Here is a 21315-nt window from a genome sequence, read left to right on the forward strand (position 1 = left end):
CGCCTAAAATATAGATAGTCTGAAAATATCAAACTTTCAAATCAGAATTTATAAGTTTTCCTGAAGCGGTAAAGCAACCGCAACTGCACGGCAAGCAATGACCACTCAAGAATACATCCGGCAAGCCCAAGTTTATTTGAAGCAGGGAAAGTTAAGTCAGGCGATCGATTTTTGCCATCAGGCGATCGAACTACAGCCATTTTCGCCGCTAGCTTACACCACTTTAGGCGAAATCCTCGAAGCGAGCGGAGATCCGACGGCAGCAAGAGATGCTTTTGTGCAAGCTTTGGAGATTTCGCCAACGTTTGTGCTGGCCCATGCTTACTTGGGTCAACTTTACAGTGAGTATTGCTGGCTGGATGAGGCGGCTTTTCACTACGGCAAAGCTCTGGAGTTGAAGCCAGACTGGCCGGAGTTAAATTATAACTTGGGAAATGTTTTTCACAATCAGGGTAATTTGTTGGGGGCGATCGACTGTTATCGAAAGGCGATCGCCCAAAAACCCGATTATTTACTTGCTGTATTCAATCTGGCTGTGGTTTTAAATGAAAATAATCAGCTAGAAGCGGCAATTGATAGCTACCGTCAGGCGATCGCCCTCGGGCCCGATTATGTAGAAGCTTACAGCAATTTGGGCGTGATTTTGCTGAAGGAAGATCGCCCTGCTGAGGCGATCGAGATTTACCAGCGGGCGATCGAGATTAAGCCGGAGTGGGCAACGCCGCACAATAATTTGGGCCAGGTGTTCCACGAAAAAAGTCCCGAAAAGGCGATCGCATCTTACCGTCGCGCGATCGAGCTAGCGCCGGAGATGGTTTTGGCTCACTACAATCTAGGGAAAGCTTGGCAATTGCAGGGGGAACATTTGGCGGCGGTTGCTTGTTTCGATCGGGTAATCGAACTCAATCCCCAACATATTTCCGGCTATACAGACGCCGGATTTTCTTTGATGTTTTTGGGCAAAATTGCCGAAGCCATGCCTTATTTTCAGCAGGCGGTAGCTCTCAAGCCAGAATTTGTTGAGGCTTACTGCCGTTTGGGAGAAACGAGGCAAGTTGCCACTGTAGAGGATGATGAGTTGTCAAGGGCGATCGCTGCGTGCGATCGATTTCTGAAAGCGCTAACTGGAAGCAAGAAGGAAGAAGGAACAAGGAACAAGGAACAAGGAAAAGCGAACAAGGAAGAAGGAAGATTTATTACCGATGCCCAATTCCCAATTCCCGATGCTCAATTCCCAATTCCCGATGCCCAATTCCCAATTCCCGATGCCCAATTCCCAATTCCCGATGCCCAATTACCGATTGGTGAAATATGCGATTATTTAGCAGAAATTTACCTGCATTTAGGGAATGCTTTAACAGAGTATGGCGGATATGAATCAGCCGCTGCTTATTATCAAAAAGCTTTGCAAATTCAGCCCAAAAATGCAGAGCTTTACTGGCGGCTGGGAAATTGCTTGGCCCAGCAGCACCGATTCGGCCCGGCAATTGTCGTTTACCGCATGGCTTTGAAAATTCAACCAGCTTTACCTCATGTTTATTTTGAGTTAGCGAAACTGCTGGAAAAACAGGGACGCTTGGAAAGGGCGATCGATTATTATCAACAGGTTTTAGAGTTGCAATTGCACGGGTATGGAGACCCCAAACAGTGGGAGAAACAGACTTTTATATCCTCAGAAAGCAATTATTTAGAACGTCCGCGCGGTATTTATTTATCGAGTTGGGATTGGCTGGTTAATGCTAAGTTGGATGCTGGCAATTATGTGGAAATTGTTTGGGAATCTGCAACAGAAGCCAGGGTAGAAAATATTCAGACTTCTAAATTTTCTGTTAATTCGCAGTTGGCAAATTCCGATTGTGCCGGTTTAACTTGCGGGCTGTGTTTGCACAGAATTTCTAAGTGGTTCGATCCGGTGCATTTGGGTTGGGGAGTTTGCCGTTTGTCTAACTCGCAGCCGATACCTGTGGATTCCCCAAAAACTTTTGTCGCACAGATTCCCAACGGGCGAGTTTGGATTGTGCCGCAGCAAAATTATTGGCTGATTTGCAAGGCGATTGCTGTCATGACTCCTGATAATTATTTGCTGGCTGATGTGTCGAGAGATTATCCGGGTTTGTTGCCGGGATGCGAGAAGCATGATATCAGAAAACATAGCGTTTTTAAGTTAGAATCCTTTCCACCTTTAAAGCAGATAGACGGCAGCGTGGCGGTGCTTTCTGGTTTATCGGGAAATGTCTATTTTCATTGGATGGTGGACGTTTTGCCGAGGATAGAATTGCTGCGGCGCAGCGGTAGGGATTTGGCGGAAATTGATTGGTTTTTGGTGAATAGTTGTCAGCACGAATTTCAACGGGAAAGTCTCCGGATTCTGGGAATTCCCGAGGAAAAGGTCTTGGAGAGCGATCGCATTCCTCACCTGCAAGCAACAGAGTTAATTGTACCTTCTTTTGCGGGATATTTGGGCTGGCCGTCCGGATGGGCGATCGATTTTTTGAGGCGGGAGTTTCTCAAGGGAATTATACCTGGTTCAAGTTATCCAAAGCGCATTTACATCAGTCGCAGCAAAGCCAGATATCGCAGAGTTTTGAACGAGGAAGATGTGGTTGAGGTTTTGGCACGATCGGGCTTTGTTTCTATTTTACCTGAGTCGATGTCTTTGGCAGAGCAAATTGCTCATTTTTACCATGCTGAGGTGATAGTTGCTGCCCACGGTAGCGGGTTAACAAATACGATTTTTGGTAAATCTGGAACTAAAGTAATTGAGTTGGTGTCGCCTCATTATATCAGTCATTATTACTGGGGAATTAGTCAATATTTGCAGTTGGAACATTACTTTTTAGCTGGTGAGGCTTTTGAATGTTATCCTATTAGACAGTTAATGTATCAAAATTCGCTGACTGAGGATATTTTGGTGAACTTGAGTTCGCTGAAAAGGATGGTTGAAGTAGTTGGTTTGCGTTAGCTGGCGTCTGGAGTAAGTTTATTTATGCCCTCGATTGAGAAGATGGAAAAAGCAGCGGTTGATTTGAATCGGCAAGCAGAAGTTTATTTGGTTGAAGGAAGGTTGAATGAGGCAGTTGCTGCTTGCGAGTCAGCGCTGAAAATTGAACCGAATTTGGCGGTGGCTTGTCAGACACTTGGGAAGGTAATGCAGGTTCAAGGTGAAGTCGAGCAGGCTAAACAGTGGTATGAAGCGGCACTGGATCGCAATCCGAATTTGCCGGAAGTGTATGCTAATCTAGGCAGTTTGTATTCTCAAGGAAAACAGTGGGAAAAGGCGATCGCAAGTTGTGAAAAAGCGATCGCCCTAGCACCGAATTTTGCCGCGGCTTATCGGCTGTTGGCGAAAATTTGGATGCAGTTGGATCGGCGAGCACAGGCGGCAGACTGTTGGTATCAAGCTTTCAAGATCGAGCCAAATTGGGCAACGGCTGAGGAATACGTCACTCTGGGAAATAGTTTAGTTGAATTGGGAAAGCTCGATCGCGCTACTGAGTGTTATTCGCAGGCAATTGAACTAGACCCGCAACTGGCAACAGCTTATCACAATATGGGCGAAATGCTGGTCGCACAGAAACGGTGGGATGAGGCGATCGCCAATTACCGACAAGCCATTGCCATCAATCCAGATTCTTTTGAATCTTACCACAGCTTGGGTCAAACTTGGGCAGAGCGAGGAGAAGGCGATCGGGCGATCGCCTGTTACCGCAAAAGCATTGAACTCAATCCTAATTATGCTCGTGCTTACCTTGGTTTGGGCAATGTTTTTGTGCAGAAAGGTGAGTTTGATGAAGCTATTCAATGTTACCGCCAGACTCTGGCAATTAATAATAATTCCTATTGGGCGCATAATTATCTAGGAGAAGCTTTTGCTCACAAAAAGCTGTGGCAAGAAGCTGTTATTTCCTACCGCAAAGCGATCGAACTAAATTCAGATATTCCTTGGTTTTATTGCAATTTGGGAATTGCCTTAACCTGCGAAAAATCCTGGGATGAAGCTGTTGCTGCTTTCCTGCGCGCGATTCAACTTGAACCTAATTTGAGAGGAATTAATCAGAGGTTGGGATATGTTTTGCGGAAGCGCAGTGAATCGGGGTTAGACAGCACAATCGCAACTTTCTGTCAAGGTATTGAGGCACTTGGTAGCGGGGAATTTTTCCATAAATTGCTAAAAATTGAGTTAGATGGAGCTGATTTTTTTATAAATTTAGGCAATAGTTTAGCGAAACAGAAGCAGCTCGAAGGTGCGATCGTATTTTATAGCATGGCCGTGCAGATTGAACCCAATGCTGCGGAAGTTGTCGCGCAACTCAAGGAAGTTCGCGCGCAACAACAGGAGTTATACGTACAAATTGCTAATTACCGCAGCCAAATTGCGATCGATCCGACTAATTCTAAGGCTTACAATGATTTAGGCAATATTTTACCGCAATTAGGGGAATTGGAAGAAGCGATCGTTTGCCATCAACAAGCGAGCGCATTGAGGGGTTGGCCTGAGTGTGCACAGAAAGATTATCAATTTACTCAAGATTGGTTTACCCACAATATTCCTATTTGGCAACGGCACTTGCAGCCGCTTACAGGAATTGCAGATTTTCAAGTGGTGGAAATCGGTAGTTTTCAAGGAATGTCGGCTTGCTGGCTGCTAGATAATATTTTAACTCATCAGACTGCCAAAATCACTTGCATCGATTTATATTTTCAAGAAACTTTTAAGGGCAATATTGTTAAAACGGGGGTTGGTGAGAAGGTAATTGAATTGGAAGGTTACTCTCAAGATTTATTAGTAAACTTGGATTCAGAATTTTACGATATTGCTTACGTTGACGGCTGTCACAAACCCACCAGCGCTCTGCAAGATGCGATTTTATCTTGGAGGTTGGTGAAAGTTGGGGGATTGATGATTTTTGACGATTATCAGTTTACGTTTCCCGACAGCCCGGAGCAAGATACTAAAATCGGCATTGATGTTTTTCTGGAGATGTTTGGAAGTCAGTTAAAATTAGTCCACAAAGGCTATCAACTGATTGTTAAAAAAATCGGCAATGAAAGTTTGGGCGAGGAGCAAACTCTTTTGTCTCTGGGTTGGGAAAAGTTGGGGAATATTGCGGCAGATGCAGGTTATGTGGATGAGGCGATCGAACGGTATCAAACAGCTATTAAAATTAAGTCTGGCAACTACTCAACTTACCACAAGTTGGGCAAAAGTTTGCAAGAAAAAGAAATGTTCGAGCGAGGTGCGGCGGCTTACCAACAGGCGATCGCACTCAACCCTAATTTTAGCTGGTCTTACCACTTTTTGGGCGAAACTTGGCAGGTGATTGAGCAATACGGCGAAGCTGCTGCTGCTTACCGCAAAGCCATTGAATTAAATCCAAATTTTTGTTGGACTTACAACAATTTAGGCGATGTGCTGATGGAGCTTTCTGAGTGGGAGGAGGCTGTTGTTAGTTACCGCAAGTTAATTGAGTTAAATCCCGATTTTTGTTGGTCTTACGACAGGTTGGGCAAGGCTTTAATTGCAGTGAAAAATTGGGAAGAGGCGGCCGCGGCTTACCGCAAAGCTGTTGAATTAAATCCCGATGGTTGGCTGTACAATAGTTTGGCAGAAGTTCTGGAAAAACAAGAAAATTGGCCAGAAGCTGCCGTTGCTTTTGGTCGTGCTGTTGAGCTAGAACCCGAGCACAGTTGGCTGTACAAGAAGCTGGGCGATGCTCTGCGGGAGCAAGGGGAGCTCGAAAGGGCGATCGCAATTTACGAGCAAGGCATCAATGTAGATCCAAATTCCTGTTGGTGTTACGAAGGATTGGGTTTGATATTTATTGCACAACAGCAGTGGGACAAGGCAATATCTAACTTGGTTCAAACCCTGCAAATCAAACCAGATTTGTTTGGAATTTACTATCATATCGCTTATACTTTGGAACAACAAGGAGAAGTCGATCAAGCTGACATCATCAGATTAGGCTATAAAATGCTACCGTTGAGTTTTCTCCAAAAACACTGTGGATTTACTGACGACTTAGCAGTTACAGCAGAGTCAGAACCGAACATTACTTGCATTGACATCTATCCTGCAAGTGAAATCAATTTATCCGATTCCAGAACAATCCATAGCAACAGCAAATGTTGGCAAGATGAAATCTTTTATATCAAAAAATCTTTTGTTGCTACCATACCAAAAGGACGAGCTTGGGCAGATATTGCTACTACCGCCGTCATCACTTCAGACAATAAACTTGTCACCGATATTTCAATGGGTTGTCCTGAGTTGGTAATAACATCCGACAAATTGTCTCCCGTCGAACACATCGAGGGAAATGTAGCTTTTTTATCCGCTCGCTGGGGAGGCGCAGCTTATTTTCACTGGATGTTTGATGTGGTTACACGGTTCGAGCTTTTGCAGCGCTGCGGATTGATAGACACTATTGATAAGTTTGTTATCAATGCTTGCGATTTGTCTTATGAAAAAGAAAGTTTAAATACTTTAGGAATTCCACTAGATAAAATTTTAGAAAGTCGCTACCTGCCTCACTTTACAGCGGACAAATTAATAGTTCCTTCAATTTGTGATGGTGGTTCGGGAACCTCTAAATGGAAATGCGAATATCTGAAACGAATATTTTTAAATCAAGATAATTCCCAAAATACAAAATATTCAAAACGAATTTATATCAGTCGAAATCGAGCATCCTATCGGCGAATAGTCAATGACGAAGAGGTTGTCGCCTATCTAGAAAAAATTGGGTTTAGTACAGTTAAGTTAGAAATGATGTCGGTAGCGGAACAAGCAGCCTGTTTGGCTGCGGCTGAGGTAGTTGTCGCACCCCACGGAGGTGGATTGACTAATTTAGTTTTCTGCACTCCGGGAACTAAAGTAATTGAGATTTTTTCTCCGATTTATGTGCCAACTTGTTTTTGGACTATTAGTAATTTGTGTGAGTTGGAACATTACTATTTAATTGCTGAATTGTTTGATGACCAAACTCATAAATATTCGGGACATAAAGATATGCGGGTGGATATGAACTCGCTAGAGAAGTTAATGAATATTGCAGGAGTTGTGCATGAATAGTCACGATTACCACAAGTTGGGTAATTCCTTGCAAGAAAGCGGTGAGTTTAATGATGCTGTTGCTGCTTACCGCAAAGCTGTTGAATTAAATCCAGATTTTTCGTGGTCTCATCACAGTTTGGGCGATGTTTTGTTGAAACTAGAACGCTGGGAGGATGCTGTCGCGGCGTACAAAAAAGCTGTTGAGTTAAATCCAGATTTTTCGTGGTCTTATCATAATTTGGGTGATGCTTTACTGAAACTCGAATGCTGGGAGAATGCTGTCGCTGCTTACCGCTGCGAGATTGCACTCAACTCAGATTTTGCTTGGTCTTTTTACAATTTAGCCGACGCTTTGACCAAACTAAAACAGTGGGATGAAGCTATTGTCGCGTATTTAAAAGCTATTCAAATTGACGGAAATTTGCCGGGAATTTACGAGAAGCTTGGATATGCTCTCGGACAAACAAAGTCTGACTCAAAGTCATTATCACAACAATTTCAATTGCAAGTTACACCGGAAAATTTGCAGTTTTATTTACAGTTAGGAAAGAATTTAGCAAAGCGCGATCGCCCAAAAAGCGCAACAATTATTTACCAAACAATCTTGACAATTATCCCAGATTGTGGGGTGTCATCAGCAGACTTGGAGCGGTTGTTACAGGAGCAGCAAAAGTGCGTTAGCGAAGCCATCGAGTGCGATCGCGCTTTAGCCTCAGCCCGCGCCACAGTCGCCCAAAAACCGGATGATTGCTGGTCTTATTACAATTTAGGTGCGGTTTTGAGCCAGCAAAAATATGGGGAGGAAGCGGCGGCGGCATTTTTGCAAGCAATGGCAATAAATCCCGATCTTCCTTGGTGGTTTTATTACAATTTGTGGGAAGTTTTGATTCAGCAAAACAAGCTGGATCGAGTTGAGAACTTTTGCCGAGAAGTTGTTGATGCTCAACCGGAGGCTTTTTGGCCTTATTTGAATTTGGGAGAAGTTTTGACGAGGCAAGGCAAAATTGCTGAGGCGATTAGCTGTTATCAAACTGTCAGTTACAAACAAATTTTTGCATCTGTTATTAATAAAAGAACAAGCAATGTAGCTGTGGCAGAAAATACAGAGACAGGCAAGATGCCTGTGCCACAAAATATGGAGACAGGCAAGATGCCTGTGCCACAAAATACAGAGACAGGCAAGATGCCTGTGCCACAAAATTGGAACTTAAAACCAGTCAAATTTCCTAAGTTTATAATTATTGGTTCTCAGCGCTGCGGGACGACTTCTCTGTACACTTATTTAGCTGAACACCCGCAAATTTTGACTCCAATTAAAAAGGAGATGGATTTTTTCTCCTGGCACTTCCACAGAGGGATTGATTGGTATTGGGCCCATTTTCCCCCAATGCCACAGGGAGGGGAATTTATAACGGGTGAGGCAAGTCCGAGCTATTTTGACTTTCGGGAAGCGCCGGAACGTCTCTACAGCGCGTGTCCAGAGGTAAAGCTGATTGTGCTGTTGCGAAATCCGGTCGATCGCGCGATTTCTCATTTTTACCGCTTAAAGGGCCTAAACTGGGAAGGGCGATCGCTCGATCGGGCAATTAGCGACGAAATCGAACGGCTGAATCAAAACCCAGAATACATCATCGGCGAAGAGCCTGGGAATTACTTAGCTCGCGGTAGGTATATAGAATTTATTAAAAATTGGCTGGCTTTCTTCCCCCGAGAACAGTTGTTAGTTTTGCAAAGCGAAGATTTGTATGCAGGTGCGGCGGCGACTGTACAGCAAGTTTTAGCATTTTTAGATTTACCGGAATATCAATTGTCTGAATACCAAAATGCTAATCCTGGTTCTTATCAGCGGGTAAATGAGTCAGTTCGCAAACTGTTGAGTGATTATTTTAAACCTTACAATCAGGAATTAGAGGAGTATTTGGGGCGGAAATTTGATTGGAAATAAGATAACACGGCGGTTGAAACCGCGTCTATAAAAACAAAACCTGCCTCCGCAGGTTGAATAAAAGGCGATTAAATTTGGGTTGTTCTCTTCAGTCTGCGGAGGCAGACATCGTTTGTGTAGATGCGGTTTTAACCGCCGTCTGCTAAAATTAGAACAACTTGTAAGGAGGTAATACTAATGCTGACAATCGAGCTAGATACATTACTTAAACAACAAGCACTCCAACGCCAAGATCCTGAAGAGCGCTACATCACGGATAGGGTGAACTGGGAAGAATACGATACAGTGCTAAATCGAATTGGAGATGCTGCGGGATATCGAGTTACTTATTTAGATGGGCTTTTAGAAATTATGTCACCTTCTCGTCGCCATGAAAATGGTAAAACTCGCATTGGGAATTTGCTGGAAATTTATTTTGTAGAAGCTGACATTGAATATTTCCCTTTTGGGTCTACAACTCTGCGGCAAGAGGAAAAAAGTGGCGGTACGGAACCGGATGAAGCTTACTGTATTGGCACAGATAAAGAATTTCCCGACTTGGTAATTGAAGTGATTGTTACCAGTGGCAGCATCAATAAACTAGAACTCTACAGAAGGTTGAATGTGCGAGAGGTTTGGTTCTGGCGAAATGAGAGATTTTCGATCTACCATTTGCGAGAAGAGATTCCGGTTGAGTTTGTATCAAACTGCGGTTATGAATTGATCGCAAACAGCGAATTGCTACCAGAACTTGATATCGAGATGTTGACAGAATGTGTCAAAAATCCTCACCCGCTAGCAGCAGCAAAGGCATGGAGGCGAAATTTGCGATCGAACTAAGGATCGCGAATTAAATAATTTACACATATTTGTGGGATGGGCGTCCCGCCCGTCCTTTCTGGACGGGCGGGACGCCCATCCCACAAGAACAATAAAAAATGTAAGTTATTTAATTTTCATTCCTAAACAGCAATTTTTCAATCTTATCCATGGGTGCATCTCACCTTTGAAGAGGGCGAAGCATGACCGCATATAAGTTATTAGTTATCATCCCATATTGACTACGGTCATGCTTCGCCCCTACAAACATATTTGCCAAAAGCCAGATGCACCCTGCTCGATCGCCAAGCTGTCGCAAAGACGAGCAACTGACTCGCGCGCACCCAGCAGTCCCAAGAAAAAACCCACTGCCCTTGACAAGTCATACTCGTTATGAGTACGCTATAACAAGCAAAGGAATTTAACCCAAGTACCGAAGGATTCAAAATCATGCTGACGAACCACGAAGGTCAAAGAGTACCCAAAGTCACGTTTCGCACTCGCAAGGACAACGAGTGGGTGGATGTCACCACCGATGATTTGTTTGCAGGCAAAACTGTAGCAGTGTTTTCTCTGCCGGGAGCTTTTACTCCCACTTGTTCGTCAACGCACCTCCCTGGCTACAACGAATTGGCCAAAGTTTTCAAAGCAAATGGCGTAGATGAAATCGTTTGTATTTCCGTCAACGACACTTTTGTAATGAACGAGTGGGCAAAAGACCAAGAATCAGACAATGTGACGTTAATTCCCGACGGTAACGGTGAGTTTACCGAAGGCATGGGAATGCTGGTAGATAAAACTGATTTAGGCTTTGGGAAGCGGTCTTGGCGTTATTCGATGGTAGTCAAAGATGGCTTGGTTGAAAAAATGTTTATTGAACCGGAGGAACCGGGCGACCCTTTCAAGGTTTCCGATGCCGAGACGATGCTGCACTACATCAACTCCGCAGCAGCTAAGCCGAAGGTAGTTTCGCTGTTTACAAAAATGGGCTGTCCTTTCTGCGCCAAGGCTAAGAAAATGCTGACTGAAAAGGGCTTGGATTATGAAGAAATCGTCTTGGGCCGGGATGTCACAACCCGATCGCTCCGGGCGGTGACTGGCGCTACAACCGTGCCGCAAGTGTTTATCGACGGCAAGTTGATCGGCGGTTCCGAAGCTCTAGAGTCTTATTTGGCAACTGCTTAGTTAGGGAAAAATACTTAGGCTGCGGGTTGGCAGCGCACACCTTACTCTGTTGTTGTAGGTGTACGCTGCCAACCTGCAACCGTCTTTAGGAATATATATCGCCATTCCCAGAGTTCGATCGCACCATTGATCCATTCTCGTGTAACAATTATTTGTGAAGTAATATTAAAAAAATCAGAAATGGGAGTGAACGATCGTGGATTTAAGCCTCGTAGCGTCAAATATCTTAAATCCACCAGTATTAGCATTTTTCATGGGAATGCTGGCGATTTTCCTAAAATCTGACTTAGAAATTCCTGCGCCCATCCCGAAACTGTTTTCGCTGTACCTGCTGTTTGCGATCGGATTTAAAGGCGGCGTCGAACTGTCCCGAAGCGGAATCAACCAGCAAGTCGCCCTGACAATCTTCGCAGCGATGCTGATGTCAGCGCTAGTACCAGTTTATACTTTCTTCATACTGAAGATCAAACTCGACTCCTACAATGCCGCGGCGATCGCAGCCACCTACGGTTCCATCAGCGCCGTCACCTTTATCACCGCAACTTCCTTCCTCAAAGAACTAGGAATCGACTTTGACGGTTACATGGTAGCAGCGCTAGCATTAATGGAATCCCCTGCAATTATCGTCGGTCTAATTCTGGTAAGTGTCTTCGGTGGAGAGGAAGGAAAACGCGAAATAGTTTGGTCAGAAGTGCTGCAAGAAGCCTTCCTCAACAGTTCAGTTTTTCTGCTAGTCGGCAGCCTCATTATGGGCATTCTGACAGGAGAACACGGTTGGGAAGTTATGAGTCCGTTTACTCAAGATTTGTTTTACGGGGTTCTGACTTTTTTCTTGCTAGACATGGGTCTGGTTGCTGCTAGCAGAATTAAAGATTTGCAAGAAACAGGAATTTTCCTGATCGCCTTTGCAATCCTAATTCCTATAGTTAATGCAGCAGTTGGTTTACTGATAGCAAAATTAATCGGAATGCCGCAGGGAGATAGCCTGTTATTTTCGGTATTGTGTGCGAGTGCTTCTTACATCGCAGTACCAGCAGCAATGCGGCTGACAGTTCCCGAAGCTAACCCCAGCCTTTACATTTCAACAGCCTTAGCAGTGACGTTTCCGTTTAACATCGTTGTAGGCATTCCCATGTATTTATACGCAATCAATATGTTTTGGATGTGAACTTATGGACGCAGTTAAAAGGATAGAAATTTTTGCGAACTCGGTGGAGCTCCCAAAGATTTTAGACGGTTTAGACAAAGCTGGCGTCCCTGGTTATTCGGTGATTCGCGGTGTCGCCGGCAAAACCACTAGGGGACGCAAATCGGACGATTTAGCAATGAGTATGCTGGATAATATTTATGTGCTGGCTTTCTGCGAGCCCGATAAAATATCGGCAGTTGCAGAAAATATTAGACCGGTGCTAAATAAGTTTGGTGGTGCTTGTTTTATTTCGGATGCAGTGGAATTGCTCACTACTAAGTGCGTTGGGTAGTCAGTTGACAGTTGACAGTTGACTGTTGACTGTTGACTGTTGACTGTTGACTGTAGTCAGTAGTTATTAGTAAGTAGTTACTGATTATTGGCAGATATAGTCTTTGTCAAAAAGATGAGGTACGTTGTTGGGCTTGGGCCCTATACGTCTAAGCGGTTATACAAGCCGCCAGTCATACCTCATTTTTCTGAGAATCGCTATATTCAAAAATAACAAATAACAATTGCCAACTGCCAACTACCAACTGTCATTAGAAACCCGGTTTATTTAATAAACCGGGTTTCTGAATATATAGCCTTTCTCAAAAAGATGAGGTATAACTGACAGCCCACATAACTCTTAAACTAAGAGGGCTGAAGCCCAACAACATACCTCATTTTTCTGAGAACCGCTATATAGCCTTTCTCTGAAAAGTGAGGTGCCCATTTTGCGATCGAAAGCTTGATACTATAAGGGTTGCAGCATACCTCGGCATACCTCATCTTTCTGAGAAACGCTATATAGCCATTTCACATTATCAAAATCGGCCATTGCTCCTACATAAAATCGGATTGAGCTTTTACATAAGTTTTTTTTAATTAATTTAGAGTAATTTAATCAACGATAATGTGATAAAAATCTGTGTTGATTATAGCAATTTTACAATTTTAAAATCATCAGCGATCGGTCATTAGCCAGCGGTCATTTCAGGATTAATTGCATTTCGCCGCCCGCACCAAATTCAGAATTCTTAAGATATAGAAAAGAATCAGTAGCCCAAATCCGTTAGCGTGGTAAATTCTAAGCCACAACAGGCTATCGCGCGATCGACTAGCGATATTTTCAATAGGAGTTTAAACATGGCTGCATTAAAAGTCGGCATCAACGGATTTGGTCGCATCGGACGGCTAGTCATGCGTGCCGGCATCAAAAACCCGAACATCGAATTTGTCGGTATTAACGACTTAGTTTCGCCAGAAAACCTGGCTTATCTTTTCAAATACGACTCTACCCACGGTATTTATGACGGCGAAGTTGAAGGGAAACCAGACGGGATTGTCGTTGACGGACGTTTTATTCCGTGCACTTCGATTAGAAATCCGACTGAATTGCCGTGGGGTAAAGCTGGTGCGGATTATGTTGTAGAATCTACCGGATTGTTTACGGATTTTGACGGCGGTTCAAAACATTTGACGGCGGGAGCAAAACGAGTAATACTTTCCGCACCGACTAAAGATCCAGAAAAAGTTCCAACTTTTCTAGTAGGCGTCAACCACCACAAATTTGACCCGGCCACAGATACTGTTGTTTCTAATGCTAGCTGCACTACTAATTGTCTAGCACCAATTGCCAAAGTTATTAATGATAATTTTGGTTTGGAAGAAGGTTTGATGACGACTGTTCACGCGATGACTTCTACTCAGCCAACTGTAGACGGGCCCAGCCAAAAAGATTGGCGGGGAGGACGCGGTGCGGCTCAAAATATTATTCCTTCTTCGACTGGTGCGGCGAAAGCTGTTAGTTTGGTGTTGCCGGAATTGAAAGGAAAATTGACGGGTATGGCTTTGCGTGTGCCGACTCCAGATGTGTCTGTGGTTGACCTTACTTTCAAAACGGGGAAGGAAACTAGCTATAAAGAAATTTGCGAAGCTATGAAGAAAGCTTCTCTTGGCGAACTGAAAGGTATTCTTGGATATACTGAGGATGCGGTGGTTTCGACGGATTTTCAGGGCGATGCCCGATCGAGCATTTTTGATGCAGGTGCGGGTATTGAACTGAATTCTAAGTTTTTTAAGGTCGTTTCCTGGTATGACAACGAGTGGGGTTATTCTAACCGCGTCATTGATTTGATGATCTCGATGGCCGAGAAGGACGGAATTTTGGGTAAGTAGTATTGTAGGGTGGTTCGGCGGGGCGATCGAATGCGAACACGAATAAATCGAGATTTTCCCGCGCCGAACCTACCATCTGGGTAGACCGCCATGGGTTAAATTGTTGTTATTGTCGATCGCACTCCAACTCGAATTATGTCTGAACTGCCACCGCTGAACAACGAAACTATTTGGGCTATCCTCAACGAAGAAATGGACGATGCTGCTGTCAACCAATTAGTTTGGCTGTATCTAGGCTACCGCTTTGATGCGGAGACTGGTAAGTGGAATAGCGCTGATGTTGCTAGCGAGTGGCGCGAAGATTATCCGGAACCGCCGGATTTTATTGATTCTAGGCCTGCGACGGTGAAATTGACGCGATCGACTCTTCCAGAAAACAAGCAGTTGCTGAAGGAAAAATTGGGATTTAAGGGCTATAAGATTGGGGAATTCGGGCCGAGACAGACTCGCAGGGCGACGATGGCTAATTGGTTGATGGGTTTTTTGGAGGCTGGGGCTTCATTCAGTTGACAGTTGACAGTTGACAGTTGACAGTTGACAGTTGACATGGAAGTCCGAGGATTGGAGTAATGAATCGTCTTCTTTTAATTTTTCCCCGATCGGGCTTCGGGCTTTAAACCAATTCTTTCTGGTAATAAATAAGAATTAAATAACTTATAATTTTAATGATTGTGGGATGGGCGTCCCGCCCGTTCTTTATAGACGGGCGGCACGCCCATCCCACAAGCTTGTGTAAATTATTTAATTCGCGATCCTAAGAAAGTATCGAATATTAGGGATTGAAACATTGATCAAAGTCTTGCTCAGTTTCTATTTTTATCTGCCGTTAATTAACAAAAATTAAAGATTTTTAGCGTCAGAATAAAGTAAAACCCGATCGCCCACACCAACATTAATCACCCGCAACCCTGACATCCGGCGGTTCCGTGCACTATTCTAGAGTCGGAACAAAACCATTGTGAGGAAAGCTTTATGAAAACAACCACCATATCTCGCTTAACCAGCATTTCCCTAGCTACGCTCATGCTAGTCGGCGTTTCAGTAAATGCGATCGCCACACCAGCCAACATCAAACCCGCAACCCAACTAGCCCAAGCTACCGCCAAAAAGCGCCTCGTCGTCATGGACTTCGACTACGGCACCACCAACAGCTATTACAGTTCCTACAGAGGAGTCGGCGCAGCCAAAGGCATCAGCGAACTGCTAATCAACGAACTCGTTAACAATGGCACTTACACAGTAGTCGATCGCAGCAAACTCGAACAAGTCCTCAAACAAGAAAATCGCAGCGGTTCAATGGATGCCGGCACCGCAGCCGAAATTGGCAAAAAACTAGGAGTTGACGCCGTACTCATCGGCACCATTACCAAGTTTAATATCGACAAACAATCCGGCGGCGGCAGTTTCATGGGTATCGGTGGCGGTTCCCAAAAAACCAAAGCTACTGTGCAAATAGACGTGCGGTTAATCGGAACAGCTTCCGGAGATATTCTGGCCACGGCAAAAGCACTAGGAGAAGCAGATCAAAGCGATTCGAGTTTTTCTGTCAGAGGCGTTGGCGGCAATTCCGGGAGTAGCAATGAAGATGGACTTTTGAGCGCAGCAGTTGACAAAGCCGTAGCCCAAATGGTAACTAAACTTGCAGAAGTCTCTAAGAAATTAGGATAAGAAGTTTAAAAGTATTTTAGATTTTAGATTTGGCATAATTAAATCTAAAATCTAAAATCTAAAATTATTTCATATCATGTCGGTTCAATTGCCTGTTAGAAAGTTTTTTCGCTCGCTGGGGGCGCTTTATAGATATTGTGGATATCAATGAAAGATTGTTAGTGAAATCGGCTCGATCCATGTAATATTTATTGGTAACTTCATCAAATCTGCTCAACACATAGCTTTTCTCACTCTCCATGAAGTATGACAATTTTTGTGACTGGTTGATAGTACGAAGAGCGTCTTTATCTCCAGAAAACTGACAAAGCTAACAGGCACAAGGAATTACGAATTACCAATTACTATTTAGCATTACCGTCGAACACCTCATCTTTTAGAAAAAGATTACCAAGAAGAATGGGTTTAAAGCCTCCTCCTTTTAGGTGGGAAATAAAACAAAATTATTCACTATTTCAATCCTCTTCCTTTTATGGAGAGGTAGCCCTCAAGCTGTCAACTGTCAACTGTCAACTGTCAACTGTCAACTGAAACTCCAGCCTTAACAGTTTAATTAGTTTTGGGATTTGAGTCAGAAGCAACAGCGCATTTCCCCTGTTGATTCGGGTTGGGACTCGGATTAGTTGCTATCTGAGAAACAGCATCTTGTTCTTGAATCCATCCGATTTCCCCCGCTTGCAATTTGGCGCTTTCTACTCCCACTGTTGGTTTAACCGTGGGAGATGGCGAGGAACTTGCTACCGCCGGAGATGGCGAGGAACTTGCTACCGCCGGAGATGGCGAGGAACTTGCTACCGCCGGAGATGGACTGACTGCTGGTGTTGAAACATTAGAAAAATCCTTATTTAACTTGGGCTTGGGAGAGTTCGATCGCCCTATTTCAGGAATAGAACAAACTTTCAATTCCAGCCAGTTGCCTTGAGGCGTAAGCTGTTTGTTTGTTACCTGCAAAATGCTGCCCGCGGGGACTGTTCCCTTAATGGGCGAGTCACCGATGGCGACTCGCAAATTCAAGCGATCGCCCAATGGATCCAATTCCCCAGTCCCAGAACTTTTAATCTCTATAAACGTGCCTTTTTCTAAAGACTTGCTCGCAGTAGGTGCAGATTCAACTATTTTCCCCGACCCGTTTATAGGATTAGTTAAACGGCGTTTACCGAAAAGCGACTCCCCGGCAGTATCGATCGCCCGACCCACCGGAGGAATGAAAAAATAAGCAAATACACCCCCCAAACCCAACAAAAATACTATTTTTACCAGCAGCGTAAATAGACTTTTGCCTTTGTCGGGCGATCGTACTAACTGCGTTTTCACTTCAGAATTCGTATCGCTAAGGCTGGGGCTTTCCGTCAAATCGGTTGGCATATCCTCGCTGTCAGCAATTAGTTCCATCGGCACTTCTAAAGGTGCGACAGACAATTCTGTCAAAGTATTGCTTTCTTCCCTCAAATGTGCTTGACAGTGAATCAAAGCTACAGTGACATTATCGTGACCGTTTCTAGTATTAGCAATCTCGATCAGTCGATCGCGCGCCTTCGCCACAGTAATGCTACCGTCGAGAATCGGCAAAATCTCCTCTTCCCAACATTGCTCAACCCGGTCTTTATCGCTCAAACCGTCGGAGCACAGCAGCAAAACGCAATCCTCATCCACCGGAAAACGTTGCACCGTCGGGTGCAGAGTGTTGGAAGAAGTAATGCCCAAAGCTTGAATCAGAGCTCCGGCGGCCACTTGTTCCAAAGCATCCCGGTAGAGGGAGTAGCCCAAACGCACCTCGCGGCAAGCCACATCGTCATCGAGAGTAACTTGATAGCAGCCGGTGCGGGTAATCCAGTAAGCCCGACTGTCTCCCACGTGGGCGACATAGAGCTCGTGAATGTGCGCTAAAGCCATCACCAGGGTAGTACCCATGCGCTGGCGGCCTTGGCGGTGTTCCGTGTCGTTGCGACCCGCTATTTTGTCGTTAGCAGCACAAGCTGCCCGTTCCAGCTTGGAAGTCAGGCTCAGCGGGTCCCAATTAGCTTGATGCAGGGGCATTTGCAGCAACTTGTCCCGCAGCACAGTAATCGCCAATTCCGAAGCGACTTCGCCGCCGTCTTGTCCGCCGATACCGTCACAGACGATCGCACAAGCTTCCGATCCCGGAATTCCGGCAAACACCGTACCATCGGGCGGATAGCAAGCATCTTCGTTGTGAGCCCGCGCTCTACCGACATCCGTGCCCGTGGCAATTTCCACAGTCCGATCGTAAAATCGGCCGCATTTTGCCAAAGCTTTATCCAATTGGCCCATCAGTTGTTCGCCGTGGCGCACTTGACCGGCCACCATTTGCTGGCAAAGCTGTCGCAAAAAATTGGCGATTGCGGGGTGAGCATCATCGATCCACTGCTGCCACAATTTGCCCAATTGCGACAAACTAGGCGGTTTGGGATCGGGCTGCAATTCCAAAAACCGAACTAATTGCCCTTCCACCCGTAGCAGTTCCGGAGTCAGCAGCGTCGCAGCCACGCCCTGAGCGATAAACGGCTGCCAAACTTTGGCAATTTGCCACAGCCAATTGAGCTGTCGCATGGCGGCGGCCCCTTTCCAGGTGTCCGCCAATTCCGGCATTAATGATTCCGTCACCTTTAAAATAGGTGCGTTTTCCAGCAGCCAGATATCTCCCGAGAGCTTGCTGAGCCGGGACGATACCAGTCCGTATACTTGAGGTACGTGCAACTGATAGGCAAACAGTCTCAGATAAGGAGCGATCGAACTCGGAATCTCTTCGGGCATTTCCGGCAACTGTTCCGGTTGAGTATCGACAAGAAGTCGATCGCGCTTGAGCAAATAGCGACCCGCGATCAGATCGCCCGGCTTACAAGCTTTGATCCCTTCACCTACAGCCCACAAATAGTGTTTTGGCACAGAGTTTTGCATAAGGGTTCCTGACGCCTTTGGGCCCAGTGCTGATCTGAACTATTCTAGCGCTTGAACCTCGATGGGTTGATACGTGGCGATTATTTTACACCCCCGCTTTCTCAGCACGCGGGGACTCTTAAGACTTTACAGTGCTAATCTCCTGATTTTTCAGGTTCCTAGGCTCACCAAGCTAGCACTTTTCGGTGCTCTGTGATTTCTCCAGATAATGTTTTAGGCGTGACTTTCCCCCAGTCCAGCAGTTAGTTTTAATGTCTTGTACTGACAAAAACAGTCTACCATTTTGTGGGCGCTCGGATAAATCTGGCGATCGGCTTTCATAGCTTGACTCAGGCGCGACGGAACCGAAGTCAGGAAGCTGAAGGGCGCGATGTTTTTAGCATATTCCCGATCGTGCCAATGGACGAAGCAATCGCGACTTTGAGCGGGAATAGAGACTTTGAACTGACTGTAATGCTAGGATGCAGGTACGTAGAAGTCCCCTGAGCCAGCAGGTATAAATAAGTATCAATTCTCACTTTTGTCGCGAAGGGCGATCGGTGCCTAGTGCCTGAGTTTCGCCTGTCTAGTTAAATTTAACGTTACCCGCATACCGATGCCAGCCCCCGACAGGAGTCGCAAGCAGCACAAAAAATTAGATATTAGTTCAAGCCCCCAGATTCATCTGTGGTATCAATCTAAAATCTAAAATCTCAAATTTAAAATCGATCGGCCTCTGCAAGCTGTTGAGTTACTAACCATGCCCGTACAAGAGTCCAGTACCATTCCCGAGAATTTGCCCGATCCGAAGCTGCTCCCGACCGTCGAGGTAGACGAAATGCTGACTAAGATTAAGCATTCTCACGGTTTTTATTACCAAGTGATGAATCTTGAGGTATGGGCGCTGGTGGAAACCTTGGATGGGCTATTTCCGGGCGCTTGGGGTCAGTTTATGACCAACCGCCAAGTTGCGGTAAAACAGTTTTTGCAGCGCGATCCCAATTGTGCGGTAACTCCCAAGAAGAGCGGGAAAGACGCAGAAACGGTGGGGAGTGAGGAAGATTGATCTATTGACAACTCCCCTGCCTTGCAGCTTGGGGATTCTTGGTTCATCAGGATAGCTCATGCTACTTGCCCTCCCCAAAATTCACTGCGATGTGTCCCACCGCTGTATATCCACGTTGCAAAACCACTTGCGCGGCTGCTACATCTCGATTCGTTTCAAACCCACACTCAGGGCATTTGTGCATCCGTTCAGACAGTTCCTTCTTGCCTGTGTGCGTCTGGCATCTAGGACAAGTTTGACTTGTTCCATTAGGATTGACCTTAGCAAAGTATGCACCCCTCTTGAAACAAACATGATTCAAGAGGTTGAGGAACTGTCCAAACCCTGCATCCAGAGTGTGCTTGCGGAGCATTCCGGCTGACATCGCTTTGAGATTCAAGTCCTCAGCAAACACAGTCTGCGCTTGGTCGCATAGATGATGAGCGGTTTTGAAATGAAAGTCCTTGCGGCTATTCGAGATGTATTCGTGATGATTAGCAATTTGATGTTGGAGTTGACGAAATTTTCTAGAACCCTTTTTCTTGCGCGACCGTTGACGTTGCAGCAATTTCAGCTTGCGTTGTCCATCCACAAAGAATCGAGGTCTATCAATCAACTCACCATCAGACGTTGCTAGAAAATGTTCCAACCCCAAATCAATGCCTAGTCCGTGACCTGATGGTGAAACTTGAGGGACTTCGACATCGCACTGCAACGTGAGCATCGCATAGTAGCCAGATGCGCGTTTCACAACACGAATTTGCTTGACCTCAAAGCCATCAGGAATGGGACGCGACAAGTGCATTTTGACCAAACCAATCTTAGGAAGATTGACCCAATCCTCACCATCGAATCGTTTCACGGATTCTAAATTCAGTTGCGGAAAGACAAACGATCTCATCCTTTTTTTGAATCTAGGGAAACCGTGACCCCGTTCCCACATTGCGACAAACGCTGCTTCGAGTTGACGCAACACTTGCTGCAAGACATGGGTATGAGGCAGCTTCAATTCAGGGATTGATTTCTTTGCCTCGAAGAGTGTTTTGCACTGACGAGCAAAAGTGGGTCGGGGTGCATCATTCGTGATGATGTACTCCTGCTTGATGCTGCATGAATCAACATCGCACTTACGGGAGTTAACCCAATCTTTTCGCTCACGCAATGCAAAGTTGTAGACCTTGCGGCAAATATCAAGCCACTGGTCGAAGGTTTCGCGCTGCGCGTCGGTCGGAATGAGTTTGTACTCGTAGGTTAAATTCAGCATAAAACCATTCTAGCCTTCCTCTGAATAAACGGATATGTATTTATTCAGAATCCTCGATGAAGCTTTTGATTCTGCTTGACTAAGACTTGAAAGCCGTCCAGGA

Annotated in this window: 14 protein-coding genes; 12 read left to right on the forward strand and 2 right to left on the reverse strand. The window is 45.2% G+C overall.

Annotation, left to right across the window (positions count from 1 at the left end; translation table 11 throughout):
- Positions 1–97: 97 nt before the first annotated feature.
- The 10 genes from JGK16_RS01995 (at position 98) to JGK16_RS02040 (ending at position 16005) form a co-directional block, all read left to right on the forward strand.
- Positions 98–2962: a tetratricopeptide repeat protein gene (locus JGK16_RS01995; protein WP_293189501.1), complete on the forward strand. Its 2865-nt coding sequence runs from the start codon at positions 98–100 to the stop codon at positions 2960–2962.
- A gap of 24 nt (positions 2963–2986) precedes the next feature.
- A complete protein-coding gene (locus JGK16_RS02000) occupies positions 2987–7075 on the forward strand; it encodes a tetratricopeptide repeat protein (RefSeq protein WP_293189499.1) in 4089 nt (1362 codons plus the stop codon).
- Entirely contained in the window at positions 7068–9002 is a 1935-nt protein-coding gene (locus tag JGK16_RS02005) for a tetratricopeptide repeat-containing sulfotransferase family protein (RefSeq protein WP_293175446.1), read from the forward strand. Before JGK16_RS02000 ends, JGK16_RS02005 begins: the two co-directional genes overlap by 8 nt.
- A gap of 177 nt (positions 9003–9179) precedes the next feature.
- The gene (locus tag JGK16_RS02010; RefSeq protein WP_293175444.1) at positions 9180–9821 is read left to right on the forward strand and encodes a Uma2 family endonuclease; all 642 of its coding nucleotides are present in this window, start codon (positions 9180–9182) and stop codon (positions 9819–9821) included.
- A gap of 429 nt (positions 9822–10250) precedes the next feature.
- A complete protein-coding gene (locus tag JGK16_RS02015; RefSeq protein ID WP_293175442.1) occupies positions 10251–10985 on the forward strand; it encodes a glutathione peroxidase in 735 nt (244 codons plus the stop codon).
- Positions 10986–11181: 196 nt separating this feature from the next.
- Positions 11182–12153 (forward strand): sodium-dependent bicarbonate transport family permease, encoded by a 972-nt coding sequence (locus JGK16_RS02020; protein WP_293153762.1) that lies wholly within the window; start codon positions 11182–11184, stop codon positions 12151–12153.
- 4 nt (positions 12154–12157) lie between these two features.
- Entirely contained in the window at positions 12158–12466 is a 309-nt protein-coding gene (locus JGK16_RS02025; protein WP_293153759.1) for a P-II family nitrogen regulator, read from the forward strand.
- An 839-nt stretch (positions 12467–13305) separates the two neighbouring features.
- Positions 13306–14337 carry a type I glyceraldehyde-3-phosphate dehydrogenase gene (gene gap / locus JGK16_RS02030; protein WP_293175471.1) on the forward strand — a complete coding sequence of 344 codons (1032 nt, stop codon included), beginning with the start codon at positions 13306–13308 and terminating at the stop codon, positions 14335–14337.
- Between the two features lie 135 nt (positions 14338–14472).
- Positions 14473–14847 carry a DUF1823 family protein gene (locus JGK16_RS02035; protein WP_293189498.1) on the forward strand — a complete coding sequence of 125 codons (375 nt, stop codon included), beginning with the start codon at positions 14473–14475 and terminating at the stop codon, positions 14845–14847.
- A gap of 462 nt (positions 14848–15309) precedes the next feature.
- The gene (locus tag JGK16_RS02040; RefSeq protein WP_293175438.1) at positions 15310–16005 is read left to right on the forward strand and encodes a CsgG/HfaB family protein; all 696 of its coding nucleotides are present in this window, start codon (positions 15310–15312) and stop codon (positions 16003–16005) included.
- A gap of 549 nt (positions 16006–16554) precedes the next feature.
- Here JGK16_RS02040 and JGK16_RS02045 read toward each other — a convergent pair.
- Entirely contained in the window at positions 16555–18924 is a 2370-nt protein-coding gene (locus JGK16_RS02045; protein ID WP_293189497.1) for a protein phosphatase 2C domain-containing protein, read from the reverse strand.
- 285 nt (positions 18925–19209) lie between these two features.
- Here JGK16_RS02045 and JGK16_RS02050 point away from each other — a divergent pair, with 285 nt between their 5' ends.
- Both JGK16_RS02050 and JGK16_RS02055 read left to right on the forward strand, forming a co-directional pair.
- Positions 19210–19410 carry a hypothetical protein gene (locus JGK16_RS02050; protein WP_293175434.1) on the forward strand — a complete coding sequence of 67 codons (201 nt, stop codon included), beginning with the start codon at positions 19210–19212 and terminating at the stop codon, positions 19408–19410.
- Positions 19411–19663: 253 nt separating this feature from the next.
- On the forward strand, positions 19664–19969 hold the full coding sequence (locus JGK16_RS02055) for a hypothetical protein (protein ID WP_293189496.1): 306 nt from the start codon (positions 19664–19666) through the stop codon (positions 19967–19969).
- A 61-nt stretch (positions 19970–20030) separates the two neighbouring features.
- On the opposite strand, the gene JGK16_RS02060 is transcribed toward JGK16_RS02055, so the two are convergent.
- The gene (locus JGK16_RS02060; RefSeq protein WP_293175430.1) at positions 20031–21212 is read right to left on the reverse strand and encodes a transposase; all 1182 of its coding nucleotides are present in this window, start codon (positions 21210–21212) and stop codon (positions 20031–20033) included.
- Between the last annotated feature and the right edge of the window lie 103 nt (positions 21213–21315).

It is taken from the genome of Microcoleus sp. PH2017_09_SFU_O_A (assembly GCF_020738625.1).
Lineage (GTDB): Bacteria > Cyanobacteriota > Cyanobacteriia > Cyanobacteriales > Microcoleaceae > Microcoleus.

Coding starts and splice junctions, on each gene's coding strand:
- JGK16_RS01995 (WP_293189501.1), top strand. CDS start 98: ATGACCACTCAAGAATACATCCGGCAAGCCCAAGTTTATTTGAAGCAG.
- JGK16_RS02000 (WP_293189499.1), top strand. CDS start 2,987: ATGCCCTCGATTGAGAAGATGGAAAAAGCAGCGGTTGATTTGAATCGG.
- JGK16_RS02005 (WP_293175446.1), top strand. CDS start 7,068: ATGAATAGTCACGATTACCACAAGTTGGGTAATTCCTTGCAAGAAAGC.
- JGK16_RS02010 (WP_293175444.1), top strand. CDS start 9,180: ATGCTGACAATCGAGCTAGATACATTACTTAAACAACAAGCACTCCAA.
- JGK16_RS02015 (WP_293175442.1), top strand. CDS start 10,251: ATGCTGACGAACCACGAAGGTCAAAGAGTACCCAAAGTCACGTTTCGC.
- JGK16_RS02025 (WP_293153759.1), top strand. CDS start 12,158: ATGGACGCAGTTAAAAGGATAGAAATTTTTGCGAACTCGGTGGAGCTC.
- gap (WP_293175471.1), top strand. CDS start 13,306: ATGGCTGCATTAAAAGTCGGCATCAACGGATTTGGTCGCATCGGACGG.
- JGK16_RS02035 (WP_293189498.1), top strand. CDS start 14,473: ATGTCTGAACTGCCACCGCTGAACAACGAAACTATTTGGGCTATCCTC.
- JGK16_RS02040 (WP_293175438.1), top strand. CDS start 15,310: ATGAAAACAACCACCATATCTCGCTTAACCAGCATTTCCCTAGCTACG.
- JGK16_RS02045 (WP_293189497.1), bottom strand. CDS start 18,924: ATGCAAAACTCTGTGCCAAAACACTATTTGTGGGCTGTAGGTGAAGGG.
- JGK16_RS02055 (WP_293189496.1), top strand. CDS start 19,664: ATGCCCGTACAAGAGTCCAGTACCATTCCCGAGAATTTGCCCGATCCG.
- JGK16_RS02060 (WP_293175430.1), bottom strand. CDS start 21,212: ATGCTGAATTTAACCTACGAGTACAAACTCATTCCGACCGACGCGCAG.